The organism is Ignavibacteriota bacterium (genome assembly GCA_016708125.1).
Classification (GTDB): Bacteria; Bacteroidota; Ignavibacteria; order Ignavibacteriales; family Melioribacteraceae.
In genome coordinates this window covers 4,432,772-4,449,790 of the sequence record JADJGF010000001.1, presented here as the reverse complement: position 1 = coordinate 4,449,790, position 17,019 = coordinate 4,432,772, and the positions used below count along the sequence as shown (strand labels likewise).

Annotated in this window: 13 protein-coding genes and 4 tRNA genes; 12 read left to right on the top strand and 5 right to left on the bottom strand. The window is 31.2% G+C overall.

The window, feature by feature from the left end; genetic code table 11:
• Nucleotides 1-84: 84 nt before the first annotated feature.
• Complete coding sequence (locus IPH62_19050; protein ID MBK7107373.1) at nt 85-441, top strand: MGMT family protein; 357 nt, start codon at nt 85-87, stop codon at nt 439-441.
• Nucleotides 442-497: 56 nt separating this feature from the next.
• On the opposite strand, the gene IPH62_19045 is transcribed toward IPH62_19050, so the two are convergent.
• Nucleotides 498-1,406 carry a hypothetical protein gene (locus IPH62_19045; protein ID MBK7107372.1) on the bottom strand — a complete coding sequence of 303 codons (909 nt, stop codon included), beginning with the start codon at nt 1,404-1,406 and terminating at the stop codon, nt 498-500.
• On the bottom strand, nt 1,403-1,891 hold the full coding sequence (locus tag IPH62_19040) for a PspC domain-containing protein (protein ID MBK7107371.1): 489 nt from the start codon (nt 1,889-1,891) through the stop codon (nt 1,403-1,405). The genes IPH62_19045 and IPH62_19040 overlap by 4 nt, the downstream gene beginning before the upstream one ends.
• Before the next feature lie 283 nt (nt 1,892-2,174).
• Here IPH62_19040 and IPH62_19035 point away from each other — a divergent pair, with 283 nt between their 5' ends.
• The 7 genes from IPH62_19035 to IPH62_19005 all read left to right on the top strand — a co-directional run bounded on the left by IPH62_19035 (nt 2,175) and on the right by IPH62_19005 (nt 12,946).
• Nucleotides 2,175-3,812 carry an NAD+ synthase gene (locus IPH62_19035; protein ID MBK7107370.1) on the top strand — a complete coding sequence of 546 codons (1,638 nt, stop codon included), beginning with the start codon at nt 2,175-2,177 and terminating at the stop codon, nt 3,810-3,812.
• 15 nt (nt 3,813-3,827) lie between these two features.
• Nucleotides 3,828-5,597 carry a protein-disulfide reductase DsbD gene (gene dsbD, locus IPH62_19030; GenBank protein ID MBK7107369.1) on the top strand — a complete coding sequence of 590 codons (1,770 nt, stop codon included), beginning with the start codon at nt 3,828-3,830 and terminating at the stop codon, nt 5,595-5,597.
• Nucleotides 5,598-5,678: 81 nt separating this feature from the next.
• Nucleotides 5,679-7,529, top strand: a complete 1,851-nt coding sequence (locus IPH62_19025; GenBank protein ID MBK7107368.1) for a 2-oxoacid:acceptor oxidoreductase subunit alpha — start codon at nt 5,679-5,681, stop codon at nt 7,527-7,529.
• Nucleotides 7,522-8,562, top strand: a complete 1,041-nt coding sequence (locus IPH62_19020) for a 2-oxoacid:ferredoxin oxidoreductase subunit beta (protein ID MBK7107367.1) — start codon at nt 7,522-7,524, stop codon at nt 8,560-8,562. Before IPH62_19025 ends, IPH62_19020 begins: the two co-directional genes overlap by 8 nt.
• Before the next feature lie 69 nt (nt 8,563-8,631).
• Nucleotides 8,632-9,651, top strand: a complete 1,020-nt coding sequence (locus IPH62_19015; GenBank protein MBK7107366.1) for a bifunctional oligoribonuclease/PAP phosphatase NrnA — start codon at nt 8,632-8,634, stop codon at nt 9,649-9,651.
• Nucleotides 9,652-9,760: 109 nt separating this feature from the next.
• Entirely contained in the window at nt 9,761-11,131 is a 1,371-nt protein-coding gene (locus tag IPH62_19010; protein MBK7107365.1) for a leucyl aminopeptidase, read from the top strand.
• Between the two features lie 150 nt (nt 11,132-11,281).
• Nucleotides 11,282-12,946 (top strand): T9SS type A sorting domain-containing protein, encoded by a 1,665-nt coding sequence (locus IPH62_19005; GenBank protein MBK7107364.1) that lies wholly within the window; start codon nt 11,282-11,284, stop codon nt 12,944-12,946.
• Nucleotides 12,947-13,008: 62 nt separating this feature from the next.
• Here the strand turns inward: IPH62_19005 and IPH62_19000 are convergent, their stop codons facing one another.
• Genes IPH62_19000 through IPH62_18990 form a run of 3 tightly spaced genes read right to left on the bottom strand, consistent with a single transcriptional unit; the run spans nt 13,009 to nt 16,135 of the window.
• Nucleotides 13,009-13,680 (bottom strand): ABC transporter ATP-binding protein, encoded by a 672-nt coding sequence (locus tag IPH62_19000; protein ID MBK7107363.1) that lies wholly within the window; start codon nt 13,678-13,680, stop codon nt 13,009-13,011.
• Nucleotides 13,681-13,686: 6 nt separating this feature from the next.
• Complete coding sequence (locus tag IPH62_18995; protein ID MBK7107362.1) at nt 13,687-14,913, bottom strand: ABC transporter permease; 1,227 nt, start codon at nt 14,911-14,913, stop codon at nt 13,687-13,689.
• 1 nt (nt 14,914) lies between these two features.
• Nucleotides 14,915-16,135 carry an ABC transporter permease gene (locus IPH62_18990; GenBank protein ID MBK7107361.1) on the bottom strand — a complete coding sequence of 407 codons (1,221 nt, stop codon included), beginning with the start codon at nt 16,133-16,135 and terminating at the stop codon, nt 14,915-14,917.
• A 223-nt stretch (nt 16,136-16,358) separates the two neighbouring features.
• On the opposite strand from IPH62_18990, the gene IPH62_18985 reads away from it, so the two are divergent.
• The 4 genes from IPH62_18985 (at nt 16,359) to IPH62_18970 (ending at nt 16,764) form a co-directional block, all read left to right on the top strand.
• Nucleotides 16,359-16,433: transfer RNA gene (locus tag IPH62_18985), tRNA-Pro, on the top strand.
• 30 nt (nt 16,434-16,463) lie between these two features.
• Nucleotides 16,464-16,537 (top strand) — tRNA-Arg (locus IPH62_18980).
• Nucleotides 16,538-16,603: 66 nt separating this feature from the next.
• A tRNA-His gene (locus IPH62_18975) sits at nt 16,604-16,677 on the top strand.
• A gap of 15 nt (nt 16,678-16,692) precedes the next feature.
• A tRNA-Glu gene (locus tag IPH62_18970) sits at nt 16,693-16,764 on the top strand.
• The last annotated feature ends 255 nt before the right edge of the window (nt 16,765-17,019 follow it).

The following is a 17,019-nucleotide window of genomic DNA, read 5'->3' as shown; positions in this document are numbered from 1 at the left end:
CTATATTGTTATGAAACTGATTAAAAGATAGATTAAGAATAAGATTAAGAATAAGAGTAAGAAAAAGATAAAAAAAGAAAAAAAATGGCTGAGAAAACAAAATTAGATAAACAAAAAAGAAGTAAAAGAAAATTAGATTTTTTTGATAGAGTGTATAAAGTTGTAGCAAAAATACCTTTTGGAAAAGTTACAACTTATGGTACAATTGCAGAAGTTTGCGGAATTAAATCCTCGGCAAGAACAGTTGGCTGGGCAATAAATGGGGCAAAAGATTCCGGATTGCCATGTCATAGAGTTGTAAATAGAAACGGTGAGTTAACCGGTAAACTTCATTTTGGTGATCCGAATTTAATGGAAGAGTTGTTACAATTTGAGGGAATTGAATTTACCAAATCCGGAAATGTGAATATGGAAAAGCATTTGTGGAAACCAAAAAAGTGAAAAGTGAAAAATCAAAAGTGAAAAATCAAAAGTGAAAACACTGCTAAAAAAAAATCCTAATATTTACTAACTTCTAATGATGCTAATCCTCCGTTCACATTTATGAAAATCTTTTCCGAAGCAGTTTGAAAATTATCAGTTTCATATTCTGAACCGTTAACAATAAATCCATCTAAATTTTTTGATACTAATGCCATTTCGCCGGTAATTCTACATCCGGAAGTTTGCGGAATATAAATTACTAGCGAAGCAGCACCCATCTCAACGTTAAGATCAACTAATGGCGATTTATTTCCCAATTTTATTTTTGTTTCAGTTGCACCGGTTTTAAGGGAAATATTATTTAGTTTAAAAGGAATTAAATTAAAATAGGATTTTGCCGCACCAATTTGTATATCCAGATTATAAATTGGATTTTCATTCAAACTAATCTGAAAATCATTAGTATATTTTCCGCTGAAAAATTTTGTCCCAACCTCATTCATTGAAACATTTACATTAACAACACTATCACTTTGACTTTTATCAAAAATATATTTCCCGACATTTCCGGCTGAAGTACCTTTTATCAAATCTTCGGTAGTCCGTTCAATATTGAACTTTCCGGCACCGGCGGCAATTTTTAAATTTACTTGAGAAATGCTGTCATTATAATCTAATCGATAAGTATTTTCGGAATATTCTCTAAAATGGTTTCTGTGAAAATCTCTATCATCAATAAAATCAAATGCATCATTCACCATTCCGAAAACAAAAACCGCTAAAATGATTCCCATAATTAAACTAATTATTGGCTTAACAAATGTTCCTTTTAGAATTATTGAAATTCCAATAAGAATAATAACTACCGGCCACAAATCCCAAATAACGTACCAATCAATGTCTATTGATGTGTATCTGCCCAATAAATAAAGTGAGCCGAATGTTATAAAAAAGAAGCCCCAAAATAAATTTGATGATTTCATAATTTTTTCTCTGTTTTATTTGTAGAGTTAAATATTAAAAATAGTCCCAACAAAATTATTGCTGTCATAAACAAAACTTCAAAATCAAAAGATGGAATAAATCTATCTGATAAAAACATTAATCCAACGCCAATTAAAATTGCGCCAAAAATAACTCTGCCTTTGTTGGAAGATTCCGGAATAATTTTATTCTGCTGATTTGCATTATTTTCTTGCGAAATTCCGGTTGAATTAATTTCCGGATTATTTGAAGAAATATTTTGTGAATTATTTTGTGTGCCGTTTATTATTGAATTATCATAAGGTTCTTCTTGAATTACAACCCACAAAATGATATAAACTAAAATTCCAAATCCGCTTAAAATTGTAAATAGAATAAGAAGAATTCTAATTATTACTGGATCAACGCCAATATAATCTCCTAATCCGCCGCCAATTCCGGCAATTACTTTTTTTGTTCGGGAACGATATAATTTCTTTTCCATATTAGTCTCTCTGAATTTCTAAAATTTTAGACGGAAATATTTAATCAAAAGTTTTATAAAATACTTTAAATCTTAAGTCGTTCACCGATTAAAATTGTATGTTCACCGAAATTTATCAATTTTACCGAATGAAAATTTATAAAACGTAATTTTGGATTGTGTGAAATTTCCGAAACATTCCTAAAATACTTTCTTTTGAAAATCAAAACTTATTATAAAACCGATTGTATAAAAAAACTTTGTTGCATATTTTTCAACTTCACAAATTAGGAAATGCGATTTTATGAAAATTGGTTTGTGCCAAATAAATTCTATTATAGGAAAAATTGATTATAACAAATCCAAAATTTTAGATGGATACAAAAAAGGAATTGAAGCCGGCGTTGATTTGGTAATTTGTCCCGAATTATCTTTGTGCGGTTATCCTCCGCAAGATTTGATTGAAAAAGTTGAATTTAGAAATGCAGTTATGAAAGCCGCAAATGAAATTGCCGAACAGACAAATGAAGTTGGATTAATTTTTGGAGCAATTACAGAAGAATTTGATTTTGTGGGAACCGGTTTGTATAACTCAGCGGTTTTATGTTTTGATGGAAAAATTCAATTTGTGCAGAATAAAACTCTTCTTCCTAATTATGATGTTTTTGACGAAGTTAGATATTTTGAATCTGCCAAAGATGTTCACGTTTTCAAATTTAAAGAAGAAAAGTTAGGAATCTCAATCTGCGAGGATATTTGGAATGATGCGGATTATTGGAAACACAGACTTTATGAAAAAGATCCGGTTCAAAGGTTGGTTGATAAAGGTTCAACAATTTTGGTTAATATTTCTGCAAGTCCTTATCATTACGGAAGAAGAGAAGAACGCCGCGAAATGCTTTCCGTATTAACAAAAACAAATAAGCTTCCGTTGGCTTATGTTTCTTGTGTTGGAGCCCAAACTGATTTAATATTTGACGGCGCAAGTTTATGTTTGGATAAAGATGGAAGTTTAGTAAAAATCGGTAAAACTTTTGAAGAGGATTTTATTGTTTTTGATACGAATGAAAATTATTCCGAAATAAAAAATATTGAAGGAACTTACGGAGAAGAAGTTATTAACGCTTTGGTTTTGGGATTAAAAGATTATGCATCAAAATCCGGATTTAAAAAAGCTTTAGTTGGATTAAGCGGCGGAATCGATTCAGCAGTTGTAACATATTTGGCTGTTCAAGCTTTTGGCAAAGAAAATGTTCATGTTGTTATGATGCCTTCTGAATTTTCCAGTGAAGGAAGTGTTAAAGATTCAGAGAAACTTATTCAAAATCTTGGCATCACATCAGAAAAAATTTCTATCAGTTCTTTATTTAATGAGTTTAAAAAAGTTCTTGAACCATCGTTTCAAAATAAAAAGCCGGATGTTACCGAAGAAAATCTTCAATCAAGAATTCGCGGAATTTTATTAATGGCTTTATCAAATAAATTTGGTTATTTGTTATGCACAACCGGAAATAAATCGGAAATGGCAGTTGGTTACGCAACTCTCTACGGAGATATGAACGGAGCAGTTGGTGTAATTGCAGATATTTACAAAACCGAAGTTTATGAAATTGCAAATTTTATAAATAGAAATGAAGAAATAATTCCGCAAGAAATAATTCAAAAAGCTCCTTCTGCAGAATTGAGTCCCAATCAAAAAGACGTTGATTCACTTCCACCGTATGATTTATTGGATAAAATTTTGGAATTATATTTGGAAGAATACAAAGAGTACAAAGAAATTTCAGAAATTATCGGCGATGAAAAATTGGTAAAGAAAATTTTAAACTTAGTTGATAGAAATGAATTTAAGCGAAATCAATCGGCTCCGGCTTTGCGTGTTACAAAAAAATCTTTTGGTTACGGAAGAAGATTCCCGATTGTTCAAGGCTGGCGAATTTAGTTTAAAAGGAAATTTATGAAACAAATAAAATTATTTACAATTCTACTTTTTCTAACTTTTACAATTAATACTTTTTCACAATTTGGATTTGAGAAAGTTGAAATTCTTAAATCAGAAGTTTATACATCATTCAATAAAATTCAGCAAGGCGGCGAAGTAAAACTTGCCGTAAAAATAAATGTTGATAAAGAATGGCATATAAATTCAGATAAACCAAAAGAAGATTTTTTAATTCCTACCGAATTGAAAATTACAAATTCCGATAATTTTGAAATTGGAAAAATTGTTTATCCTAAATCCAAAGAAATTAAATTTGATTTTTCTGATAATCCAGTTTCAGTTTTTGAAGGAGAAATTTTTATCGGAACAATTTTAAAAGTTCCTCAAAACATTCATTTGGGTGAAAAACAAATTGTTGTTGAGCTTTCATATCAAGGATGTAACAACGCAACTTGTATGGCGCCAAGTTCAATAATTGATACAATAAATTTAAGTGTTGTTGATAAATCAGAACAGATTCAAGAAATTAATTCAGAAATTTTTAGCAATCTAAATTTGCAATATTCTTCTTCAGAAAAAAGTGATGATGATTCCTTAACTAATCAGCTTGAAAAAAGCGGATTATTTCTAACTCTACTAATTGTATTTTTAGGCGGATTGGCATTAAATCTAACACCTTGCGTTTATCCATTAATTCCTATTACGATTGGTTATTTCGGCGGACAAAGTGAAGGAAAAAGTTCTAAATTATTTTTAATGGGACTTTTTTATGTTTTAGGAATGGCGCTAACTTATTCTGTTGTTGGTGTTGTTACCGCACTTAGCGGAGCAGTCTTTGGAACACTTCTGCAAAATCCAATTATAATTTTATTTATTGTGCTAATTTTTATTGCACTTTCGTTGAGCATGTTTGGAGTTTATGAATTTAAATTGCCGGATTCGCTTGTGGCAAAAGCCGGAGGTTCAAAATCGGGAATGTTCGGTGCATTTTTTATGGGATTAACAATGGGCATTGTCGCTGCTCCTTGTATTGGTCCTTTTGTAATTGGATTGGTAACTTATGTTGCGGCAAAGGGAGATCCCTTTTATGGGTTTTTACTTTTCTTTGTGATGGCAATTGGTTTAGGTTTGCCGTATTTGGTTTTAGCTTTATTTTCCGGGAAAATTAAAAATCTCCCGCGTGCCGGTTTTTGGATGGATGCAGTTAAACATATTTTCGGATTTATACTGCTTGGAATGGCAATTTATTTTGCGGAACCGCTTTTACCAAAATCAATTTCAAAATATATTCTTCCAATTTTTATGATAATTTCCGGAATTCTTTTATTCATTATGGATAAAGAGGCAAATAAAATTTTCGGATTCAAAATATTTAAAATAGTTTTTAGCTCATTACTTATCATCGGTGCAGTATATTTGCTTTATCCAACAGAAAAGAAATCTTTGGATTGGGAATATTATTCTGAACAAAATTATGAATCAGCTTTATCAAACAAAGAAAAAATGATTATTGATTTTTACGCTGATTGGTGTATTCCATGTAAAGAATTAGATGCGCTAACTTTTTCTAATGAAGAAGTAATTAAAGCATCGCAAAACTTCAAAAGTTTCAAAGTTGATATGACCAAAACACTTTCTGAAGAAACGGAAATTATAAGAAAGAAATTTGAAATTAGAGGTATGCCCACGGTTTTAATTATTGATTCCAAAGGCAATGAAGTGGAAAGAATTACCGGCTTTCTAAATGCAAAAGAATTTCTTAAAATAATTGAGACCGTAAAATAATAATAATTCCCTTGGTTAATCTTAAGAGCTTTCATATTTTTTAATTTATAAAATATTATAAATAAATTGATTGGTAATCAAATGTCAGAAGTAAGAGAAAAAGTAGAAAAGCATATTGATGAAGTTACAGTTCGTTTTGCCGGAGATTCCGGTGATGGAATGCAGTTGACCGGAACTCAATTTAGTGATACAACAGCAGTTCTTGGAAATGATTTAAGTACTTTACCGGATTATCCAGCAGAAATTAGAGCTCCTGCCGGAACTTTATACGGTGTTAGCGGATTTCAATTACATTTTAGCAGCGAAGATATTCACACTCCCGGTGATGTTCCGGATGTTTTAGTTGCAATGAATCCGGCAGCATTAAAGAAAAATTTACCCGAACTTAAAAGAAATGGTTTAATAATTGTAAACTCAGATGCGTTTGATAAAAAAAATCTGAAATTAGCTGAATACGAAAGCAATCCTTTGGAAGACGGAACTTTAGATGGTTATGAAATTATGGATATTCCAATAACGTCTTTAACTTTTACTGCATTGGAAGAAAGTCCGCTAAGTCAAAAGGAAAAATCAAGATGTAAAAACTTTTTTGCTTTAGGCTTAATGTATTGGTTATATAATAGACCAATTGATCAAACAGTAAATTGGATTGAATCAAAATTTAAAAATAAACCTGATATTATTGATGCAAATGAAAAAGCATTGAAAGCCGGTTATAATTTTGGCGATATTACGGAAAGATTTACGACTCGATATACTATTGATCCTGCAAAATTAAAATCCGGAGTTTATAGAAATATTTCCGGAAACGAAGCCACTGCTTTGGGATTTGTAGTTGCCGCCGAAAAAGCTGGCTTACAATTATTCTTAGGTTCTTATCCCATTACTCCAGCTTCGGATATTTTACAATATTTAAGTAAATATAAAGAGTTTGGAGTTAAAACATTTCAAGCTGAAGATGAAATCTCCGGAATTGCATCTGCAATTGGTGCTGCTTTTGGCGGAAGTTTAGCAATTACAACTACAAGCGGTCCCGGTTTAGCTTTAAAAACAGAAGCAACCGGTTTAGCTGTTATGACTGAATTGCCTTTAGTAATTGTAAATGTTCAACGCGGCGGACCAAGTACCGGTTTACCAACAAAAACTGAACAAGCTGATTTACTTCAAGCTTTATATGGAAGAAATGGTGAATCTCCTGTTGCAGTAGTTGCTGCAGCTACACCAAGTGATTGTTTCGATATGTCAATTGAAGCATCAAGATTAGCGTTAACTTATATGAGTCCGGTTATTTTATTAACCGATGGATATCTAGCAAACGGAACAGAACCGTGGCAAATTCCAAGTGTGGATTCAATACCTGAAATTCCGGTTAAATTTCATACAGATATAGATTCTTATCAACCATACTCAAGAGATGAAAATTTGGTAAGACCTTGGGCTATTCCCGGAACTCCCGGATTAGAACATAGAATCGGCGGACTTGAAAAAGCAAATATTTCCGGAAATGTTAGTTATGATTCGGATAATCATTTTGAAATGATAAAAATTAGGGACCAAAAAATAAGAAATATGGCCAATTCTATTCCAAATTTGGAAATAGAAGGTGATAATGATGCCGATATTTTAGTAATTGGCTGGGGTGGAACTTATGGCGCTATTAAAGAAGCAGTAATGCATTCGCGCAAAAAAGGTTATAAAGTTGCTCAAGCTCATTTTAGGTATATTAATCCGATGCCTAAAAACACGGAAGAAGTTTTACGAAGTTTTAAATATGTTTTTTTACCAGAAATTAATATGGGGCAAATGGCAAAAGTTTTAAAAAGTGAATTTCTTATTCCTATAATACAATTTAATGTTGTACGCGGATTGCCTTTTAGGGTTGGAGATATTGAAGCAAAGATAGTAGAAGTTTTAGGAGGAAAAAATGAGTAACACAGAAATAAAGACACAAAAATATACATCAAAAGATTTTTCAAGCGGGCAAGATGTAAGATGGTGTCCGGGCTGCGGAGATTATTCAATACTTGCGCAAGTTCAAAGAACTTTACCAAATATAGAAAATATCGAAAAGGAAAAAGTTGTTTGGGTTTCTGGAATTGGATGTTCAAGTAGATTTCCATACTATATGGGAACTTATGGATTTCATGGAATTCACGGAAGAGCTCCTGCAATTGCAACCGGATTAAAAATTGCACGACCCGATTTAACTGTTTGGGTTGCAACCGGTGATGGAGATTTATTAAGTATCGGCGGAAATCATTTTATTCACGCATGCAGAAAAAATATTGATTTGAAAATGATTCTGTTTAATAATAGAATTTACGGATTAACCAAAGGTCAATACTCTCCAACATCAGAAAAAGGGAAAGTTACAAAAACTTCTCCCTACGGAAGTGTTGATTATCCTTTTAATGCACTGTCACTTGCATTGGGTTCAAACGCAACATTTGTTGCAAGATCTATTGATCGCGAACCAAAACATCTTGCCGAAATGGTTGATAGAGCAGCTGCTCATAAAGGTTTGGCATTTGTTGAAGTTTATCAAAACTGTAATATTTTTAATGACGGCGCATTTGAACTTCTTACCGAGAAAGAAACCAAAGATGATCATGTTGTTGTATTAGAACATGGCAAACCAATGCTATTTGGTAAAAATAAAGATAAGGGAATTAAGCTTGAAGGATTTACTCCGGTTATTGTTGATCTAAACGACGGAAAGCATTCAATTAATGATGTAATTGTACACGATGAAAAAGATCATGGAATGGTCAGAGCTTTTATTCTTTCTCACTTAACTGATGATCCTAATTTACCAACTCCAATTGGTGTATTTAGACAAGTATTCAAACCGACTTACGATGAAGCTATGGTTGAACAAATTGAACAAGTACAGAAGAAAAAAGGAAAAGGTGATTTGGAAAAATTACTTTTTGCTACTAACACTTGGGAAGTTTCTGAAAACTAAAATATTCTTGGCGGGAATTTTTCCCGCCAGTTTTTCTTTGCAAAAATACAATTCTTTGGCAGCTTAAATATGTTAAATAATTCGTACTTATTTGAGTTACTCAACAAATTTTCTTCATTTATAATTTCAACTCATGTTAATCCGGATCCGGACGCTATTGGTTCTGAGATTGCCTTTGCAGAAATTCTTAAACAATTAAATAAAAAATTTCGAATTATAAATAAATCTGAAACACCTTACAATATTAAATTTTTGGATGAAGAAAATTCTGTTGAAGTTTTCGATGAAACAAAACATAAATCAGTATTTGAAGAATTTGAAGCCGCAATTATTTTGGATTTAAATCATCTCGATAGAACTTCCATAATGGAAAATTCATTTAGAAATTTTAAAGGAAAAATTATTTGTATTGATCATCATACAAATCCGGAAAATTTTACGGAATATAATTTTATTGATGAATTTAAATCTTCAACCGGAGAAATAATTTTTGATTTTATTCAGTCAAATGATAAACTAAAATTGAATCAAAAAATTTCACTTGCACTTTATTCAGCAATAATGACGGATACCGGATCATTCAGATATTCCAAAACAAGTTCAGAACTTCATCGCAAAATCGCTAAGCTTTTAGACTTTGGAATTAGTACAGAAGAAGTTTACGATAAAATTTATTCGCAATATGATTTCAGCAGAAATAAAATGTTGGGTTATTCTTTATCAACAATTAAAATTTCCGATTCCGGAAAAGTTTCGTATATGATTATCACACAGAAAATACTTAAAGAAGTAAATGGAATTGAAGCTGATGTTGATGGATTTGTAAACTTTGCGTTAAATACAAAAGGTGTTAAAATTGGAATTTTATTTTTTGAATTGGGAAATGGAATTAAAATTAGCTATAGGTCGAAAGAAAAAATTCCGGTTAATATTTTGGCGGAAAAGTTTAAAGGCGGCGGACACTTAAATGCGGCGGGCTCCAGACTTCATAATGTAAATTTAGATGAAATAATTCCTCAAGTAATTTATGAAGCAGAAGAAATAATTAAGATTTATGAAAAAAATATTTGGCAGCAAAATGATATTTGATTTAAAAATACAAGCTCTTGATAGAATTAAAAATTATAAATATAATTCCGCAAAAATTTTCTTTATCCGCGAAAATGAAAATCTTGATAAAATTTTAACAAATCAAAAAATTGAAATTAGTGAAGCTCAAAAGCTGCAACTGCTTGACCATAAAATTTCTGAAATAAAAATTTGGAATTCATGCAGTCCGGAATTAACATTCATAAAAAGAATTAAAATTGATAAAAAATTTAATAATGATTTTTTTAGAAATTATTTTGCCGGATTGATTCAATTTTTAGAAAATCAAAATTTGGAAAATTTATTTATTCCGAATATAGAATTTGAGAATTACAAAGAATTTTTCAAATCCGAACAATATTTTTATCAATCAATTTTAGAGGGAATTTATTTAGGCAATTATAATTTTAGAAAATATTTTTCTAAAACCGAGAAGCTTAAAAAGTTAAATGTTTTTATAGAAATTAAAGAAAAAATATTCGCAAAAAATATTATTGAGTTATCATCAAACATTTCGCAATCGGTTTACTTTACCAGAGATTTAGTTAACGAACCCGCTAATATTCTTACCCCAATTGAGTTTGCAGAAAGAGTTAAAAATGAGTTTAAGAAAACTTTGGTGAAAGTTAAAATTCTTACCGAAGCTCAACTCAAAAAACAAAAGATGAATGCAATTCTATCCGTTGGAAAAGGAAGTGCAAATAAACCGGTAATGATAATTGCTGAGTATAAACCAAAAGTAAAATCAAAGTATAAAATTTGTCTAGTCGGTAAAGGTGTAACTTACGATACCGGCGGATTATCAATAAAACCAACAGCCGGAATGCTTCAAATGAAAGCAGATATGGCTGGCGGTGCGACTGTATTTGGTATTATTAAAGCCGCTGAAAAAAATAATTTACCGATTGAAATTATTGGAATAGTTCCAGCAGTTGAAAATTCGATTTCGGGAAATTCATACAAACCCGGAGATATAATTTCTACATCTTCTGGTAAAACTATTGAAGTGAAAGACACAGATGCGGAAGGAAGAATAATTCTTGCTGATGCTTTAGAATATGCTTCAAAATTAAATCCAGATGAAATAATTGATTTTGCGACATTAACCGGAGCAGTTGCTGTTGCACTTGGATTATTTACCGCCGGTGTGTTTACAAAAAATGATGAAATTGCAAATCGCATTCAAATTGCATCCAAAGAAACTTATGAACAAACTTGGCGTTTACCATTTTGGGATGAATTTAACAATTTGATAGAAAGTAAAATTGCGGATGTAAGCAATCTTGGTCCGCGTTGGGGCGGAGCAATTACAGCCGGAAAATTTTTAGAAAAATTTGTAGATGAAAAAATTCCTTATGCCCACATTGATATTGCCGGACCGGCATTAAGTAATGATTTGACAAACTACACAAAAGATTACTGCACCGGATTTGGTGTTCGGTTGATTTATGAATATATAAAAGATATTACAAAAAAGTAATTTTTATACATTCATTTATTTTTTGTTCAATACTTTCTGTTTATGTTTTTGATTTAGTATAATTCTTTTTATAACTTCTACAATAATTCTAAAAAGTTTCATTTATAAATTTGGTGAACTAATTTTAACAATTTAACAAAGTGAGGAATCATGAAAAAATATTTTTCCCTTTTTATAATTTTATTCGCTGCAACTTTGAGCGCTCAAAACAATTGGGATGTTGCTTGGTCGCTTGCGGAAAAACCATTTTTAGGTTCCGGTGCAGCTTCGGAAATCTCTATTATCAAAGCTGGGTTTGATACTGATCAAGACGGTTGGGGAGAATTTATGTGCGGCTGGACAGATCTTGAACGAAACTTTGTTTTAATGTATGAAGCTTCAGCTGATAATACTTATGATTTAGTTTGGTATTGGGAATTTCCGGTTTCCGTAAATACTTTTCCGGGAATTGCGGTAGGTGATTTGGATAATACCGGCAAGGTTGATATCGTTATTACGTTGCCTACCGTTGCCGCTGATGACAGTCCGCCCAGACTTTGGTTTTTTGAATGGAGCGGAGTTGTAGGTGAAAATAAATATGGAAAAGGTGATTTGGGTTCTGTTACTGCGCATAAAACTTGGAATTTTAATTTAGATAATGGATTGGATTTTCGTCCTTTTGGATTAACGATTGAAGATATTGATAAAGATGGAAAGAATGAATTAATTTGCGGTGTAAGAATGGGCGATAGAGGAAGAGAAATTTTTGTTGTTTCTGCAACCGGAGCTTTATCGGGATTCGGAAGTTTTAAAATCGAATTTAATCATCAAGAATTTTTCGATGGCTCACTTTACAGTGTTACAACCGGTGATTTAGATAACGATGGAAAAAATGAAATTTATGCTTCGGTTTGGGCAAACATGACTTTGAGATTTTTTGAATGTAACGGTGATAGCCAATACGATTTAGTAACTTCATTGGATAGTATATCAACAACTGATTACGGTGCTGTTGATGGATTACGCGTTGCCGATGTAAATAGTGACGGTGTAAACGAATTATATTGGGCTGGTTCTGAACCAACAAACACAATGTTTATCATTACTGGAATTACCGATGTTAGTCAAATTACTCCGGAAGATATTAAACCATTTTACCGTATTCCGGTAACTGCGGAAGGCGGATTAAAATCAATGTATATTGCTGATCCCGACAATGATAATAATTTGGACTTAATGATTGGCGGCGAAAGAAACGGACAAATTTTTGATTTGGAATATAATGGAACTGGTGATCCCGCAGATTCATCAAGCTGGAGTTTAAATATACTCTTTGATATTTGGGAAGAAAGTGGACTTTCTCCAACAGACACAGCAGTTTTAACGCCAAGAATGTTTTATGGAATGCCGGCAAATGATATGGATAAAGATGGAAAACATGAATATGTATTTACAAATTATAGTGCAGATTTTTCAGTTTGGGCTGAAGATAAATATTTGTGGATAATTGAAAGTGATGTTGTAGTAGGAGTTGAAAATCCTAAAAATGTTATTTCTGATAATTATGTTTTAGAACAAAATTATCCAAATCCATTTAATCCGAATACAAAAATAAATTATTCAATTCCGGTAAATGCAAAAGGCGAAATGTCAATTGTTAAAATTTCGGTTTATGATATTTTAGGAAAAGAAATTTCAACATTGGTAAACGAACAAAAATCAGCCGGAAATTATGAAGTTAATTTTAATGCAGCAAATCTTCCAAGCGGAATTTATTTTTACAAATTACAAGTTGGTGAATTTTCTGAAATTAAGAAAATGACTTTACTTAAATAAAATTTAAAATTAGAATTTTAAGAAACCTAACTTTTCTGAAAAGTTGGGTTTCTTTTAAAAAATTACCCAATTACATTTCCGTCTTTCATTTCCAAAACTCGATCGGCAAGTTTAACTAATTCCGGATTATGAGTTACAATCAGCAAAGTGATATTTAGTTTATTTTTTAATTCAAGAAAAAGTTGGTGAATCATCTCGCTATTTTTTGAATCAAGATTTCCGGTTGGTTCATCTGCAAAAATTATTTTTGGATTATTTACCAAAGCTCGTGCAATTGCAACTCTTTGCTGTTCGCCGCCGCTTAATTCTGCCGGCTGATGATTACTTCTATTTTCTAATCCGACTAATTTTAAGAATTCTAAACTTTTTTCTAAAGCTTCTTTTTTTGATGTTCCGTTTATCATTTGTGCAATTGCAACATTTTCAGCAGCTGTAAATTCCGGTAAAAGATGATGAAATTGATAAATAAATCCGATTGATTTATTTCTAAAATTCGAAACTTCATTTTCGGAAAATTTAAAAATATTTTTTGAATCAATAATTACTTCACCGCTATCCGGATTATCCAAGCCGCTTAAAATATGAAGCAAAGTACTTTTGCCGGCTCCGGAAGCGCCAACAATCATTGTAATTTCATTTTGATTTATTGCTAATGTAACATCATTCAACACAGTAATTTTTTCATTACCTTTTTGAAAAACTTTAAAAAGATTTGAAGCTTTTAAAATTTCCATTAAATTTTATTCCCATTTTAACGCATCGATAATTTTAGTTTTCAATGCTTTATTTGCCGGATATTTTGACGCGAAAAATGTAAGTACAAGAGACATAATAGAAACAGCAATAAAATCACTTATTCTAACTTCAACCGGTAAAGTATCAATTATAAATTTGCTTGCATCAAGTGAATAAAGATTAAAATTTATTTGAAGATAGCAAACTAATATTCCTAAAAATAATCCAAGTGTTGTTCCTAAAACGCCGATTAAAATTCCCTCGAACATAAATATTTTTTTTATTGAATTGCTTGTAACTCCCATTGAGCGCAAAACTCCGATATCTTTTTTCTTTTCGTAAACAGACATTGTAAGTGTACTTAAAATATTAAAAACTGCAACCGCAATTATTAATGAAAGTAAAATATACGCCGCCCATCTTTCCAAAAGCATTACACGATACAAATCTTTGTGCAAATCATACCAAGTGGAAATATCTATTTTATCATTTTTAAATTTTGTTAGAATTTCTTCTTTCAGATTTTCCGATTTATCCAAATCATGAAGAAGAATTTCAACTCCGGAAATATTTTTTTTCATATTTAAAATTTGTTGTGCAAATTCCAAATTTGTAAAAGCATATTCCAGAGCATATTGCTTATTATTGATTTCATAAATTCCGCTTACAATTAATCTTTTTGTCTGTGGAATTGTCATTCGCGTAATTGTTTTTTTTATTTGGTTTGCCGAAGTTACAAAAATTGTATCGCCAATTTGCGCCGATAATCTAAGTGCAATCGGTAGGCTAATAATAATTTTATCAAAATTATTTTCTTTGGATAAATCGAATTGCCCGAGTGAAAGCTGCTGATTTATTCTTTCAATGCTTCCGGAATCTGAAGTTTCAATTCCTTTTAAATTTAAAATCTCCATGGATTTTTTTTTCATCAAAATAACTTTGCCTTCTGCATAAGGCGCAAATGATTTAACAATTTCTGAATTTGAAAGAAAAGTTTGTACTTCATTTAAATTATTTTGATTTTCCGAAAGGGAAGTAATTCGTAAATGAGGATCAAAGTTTACGAGCATTTTTGTAACGAGTGAACCAAATCCGTTAAATACGGAAAGCACGATTATTAAAGCCGCAACGCCGATTGTAACTCCGATTGTAGAAATTAATGATATAACCGAAATAAAATTTAAGTTGTGTTTCGATCGCAAATATTTTTTTGCTATAAAATATTCAATCATGTTAATTAAATTTAATTGCTGTAATTGGTTGAATTCTTGATGCTATAAAACTTGGTATAAGCGAAGCAAAAAATGCTAAAATTATTCCAAGAACAGAAATCAAAATGTAAATTTTAAAATCTATAAAAATTGGTACGCTTGATAAATAATAAATCTGTTCTGGCAGAGAAATTATTTTATAATTATTCTGCAGCCAGCTTAAAACAAAAGCAAATAAATTTCCCAAAATAATTCCAACTCCGGCTAAAAATAATCCTTGAAAAACAAAAATTTGAATTATTTGTTTTCTCTTTGCGCCCATTGATTTTAACACGCCGATTGCTTCGGTTTTTTGAATTATCAGCATTAGCAAAGCTCCAACAATATTAAAAACAGCAACAATAATTATCAATCCAAGCACAATTGGAATTGGTTTTTGCTGAAGCTCAAGCCAAGTAAAAATATGTTTATTAATATCTCTGTAAGTTCTAACATAATGCGGATAAGGCAAAACACTTTGCAGTTTTTCCTTTACGGAATCAATTTCGGAAATGTTTTTGAGATTAATATTGTAGCCGCTGATTTCATCTTTAATCTCAAACAAAGATTTTGAAGTACTGAAATTTATATAAGCGTAAATATCATCATATTCTGCCATTCCGCTTTCGTAAATTCCGGAAATTTTAAATTGCTCAATTGTTGGCATATTTGTTAAAGAAGGAATTTCATCATTTTTTAAAGCAATAATGTTGATGAAATCTCCGACTTTTAATTTAAAATTTGAGGCAAGTTTTTTTCCAATAATTATGTTGAAATCATTTTCGGATAAATTCAAATTTCCGTTTATCAGAATTTTTCTTAAGGATTGCTCGGCAAAAATTGAATCAATTCCGGTTAAAATAATTCCATCCGTAAATTCTTTTTTTGAGATCAAAACTTTTTGTGAGATATAAGGAGAAAATGTGGAATATTTTTTCCCCAATTCTGATTTTATTTTATCAGAAATTGCTGAGAAATTCTCAAGATTTTTTGAACCAAATCCGCTGATATTTATATGTGAGTTAAATTTTATAATATTTTCGCTAACGGTTTTATCAAATCCGTTTAAAATTGAAATTGCCATAATTAAAACAGTAATTCCAAGAGCAATTCCGGCAATTGTAATTACAGAAATTAATGATAGAAATTTTGCTCCCTTTTTGGATTTAATATATCTGTTTGCAATTTGAAGTGAAAATTTCATTAAATTTATCTGAAAAATTGTTCGATTTTAATTTTAGATTATAGAGTTTAGTAAAAATCTAAAAAAAGTTACAGAATAATTAGTAAATCAAAGATATGAAGATAAAATTATAATTGTAAAAATTTATTTCTTGAATTGACATTAAAGTTATAAACATATAAATTTAGCTTCTTAATTTTTTGGTGTTCTTTAAATATTGCAAAAAATTTTTATGGGCAATAATCGGGGCGTAGCGTAGTCCGGTTAGCGCGCCTGCTTTGGGAGCAGGAGGTCGCAGGTTCGAATCCCGCCGCCCCGACAATCGAGCAACATGCTTAGTTTACTGTATGCGCCCGTAGCTCAATCGGATAGAGCAACAGCCTTCTAAGCTGTAGGTTAGTGGTTCGATTCCACTCGGGCGTACATGAAAAAATTAGAATTCAAAATTTAATTTTGTATTTTGGTTCTAATTAAATGAGCATTTTCATGGTGGGCGTAGCTCAGCTGGTTAGAGCGTCTGGTTGTGGCCCAGAAGGTCATGGGTTCAAATCCCATCGTTCACCCAAAAAAAGTTTTTTGGCCCCATCGTCTAATGGTTAGGACCTCGCCCTTTCACGGCGGTAATAGGGGTTCGAATCCCCTTGGGGTCACTTAAAAGCCTTGAATTTTTCAAGGCTTTTTTATTTTCTACAAATCCAAAATTCTTACTGTCAGAAACTTCTAAAAAATTAAATTAAAGGTACTTGTCATTCCCACGAAAGTAGGAATCCAGAGAGAATTCAATAAATTCCCGTCCGTTAGCTAACGGATCACGAGAATGATATTTTGAATATTTCAGAAGTCTCTAACATTTATTCTTTTCATTTTCAAAATTTTTTATAAAATTACACTTCAATTTTTAGATG

Excerpts from the sequence above, each read along its gene's own strand:
- IPH62_19015 (MBK7107366.1), top strand. The coding sequence starts at position 8,632 with ATGTTAAATAATTCGTACTTATTTGAGTTACTCAACAAATTTTCTTCA.
- IPH62_18990 (MBK7107361.1), bottom strand. The coding sequence starts at position 16,135 with ATGAAATTTTCACTTCAAATTGCAAACAGATATATTAAATCCAAAAAG.
- IPH62_19005 (MBK7107364.1), top strand. The coding sequence starts at position 11,282 with ATGAAAAAATATTTTTCCCTTTTTATAATTTTATTCGCTGCAACTTTG.
- IPH62_19025 (MBK7107368.1), top strand. The coding sequence starts at position 5,679 with ATGTCAGAAGTAAGAGAAAAAGTAGAAAAGCATATTGATGAAGTTACA.
- IPH62_19020 (MBK7107367.1), top strand. The coding sequence starts at position 7,522 with ATGAGTAACACAGAAATAAAGACACAAAAATATACATCAAAAGATTTT.
- IPH62_18995 (MBK7107362.1), bottom strand. The coding sequence starts at position 14,913 with ATGATTGAATATTTTATAGCAAAAAAATATTTGCGATCGAAACACAAC.
- IPH62_19000 (MBK7107363.1), bottom strand. The coding sequence starts at position 13,680 with ATGGAAATTTTAAAAGCTTCAAATCTTTTTAAAGTTTTTCAAAAAGGT.
- IPH62_19040 (MBK7107371.1), bottom strand. The coding sequence starts at position 1,891 with ATGGAAAAGAAATTATATCGTTCCCGAACAAAAAAAGTAATTGCCGGA.
- dsbD (MBK7107369.1), top strand. The coding sequence starts at position 3,828 with ATGAAACAAATAAAATTATTTACAATTCTACTTTTTCTAACTTTTACA.
- IPH62_19050 (MBK7107373.1), top strand. The coding sequence starts at position 85 with ATGGCTGAGAAAACAAAATTAGATAAACAAAAAAGAAGTAAAAGAAAA.
- IPH62_19045 (MBK7107372.1), bottom strand. The coding sequence starts at position 1,406 with ATGAAATCATCAAATTTATTTTGGGGCTTCTTTTTTATAACATTCGGC.
- IPH62_19035 (MBK7107370.1), top strand. The coding sequence starts at position 2,175 with ATGAAAATTGGTTTGTGCCAAATAAATTCTATTATAGGAAAAATTGAT.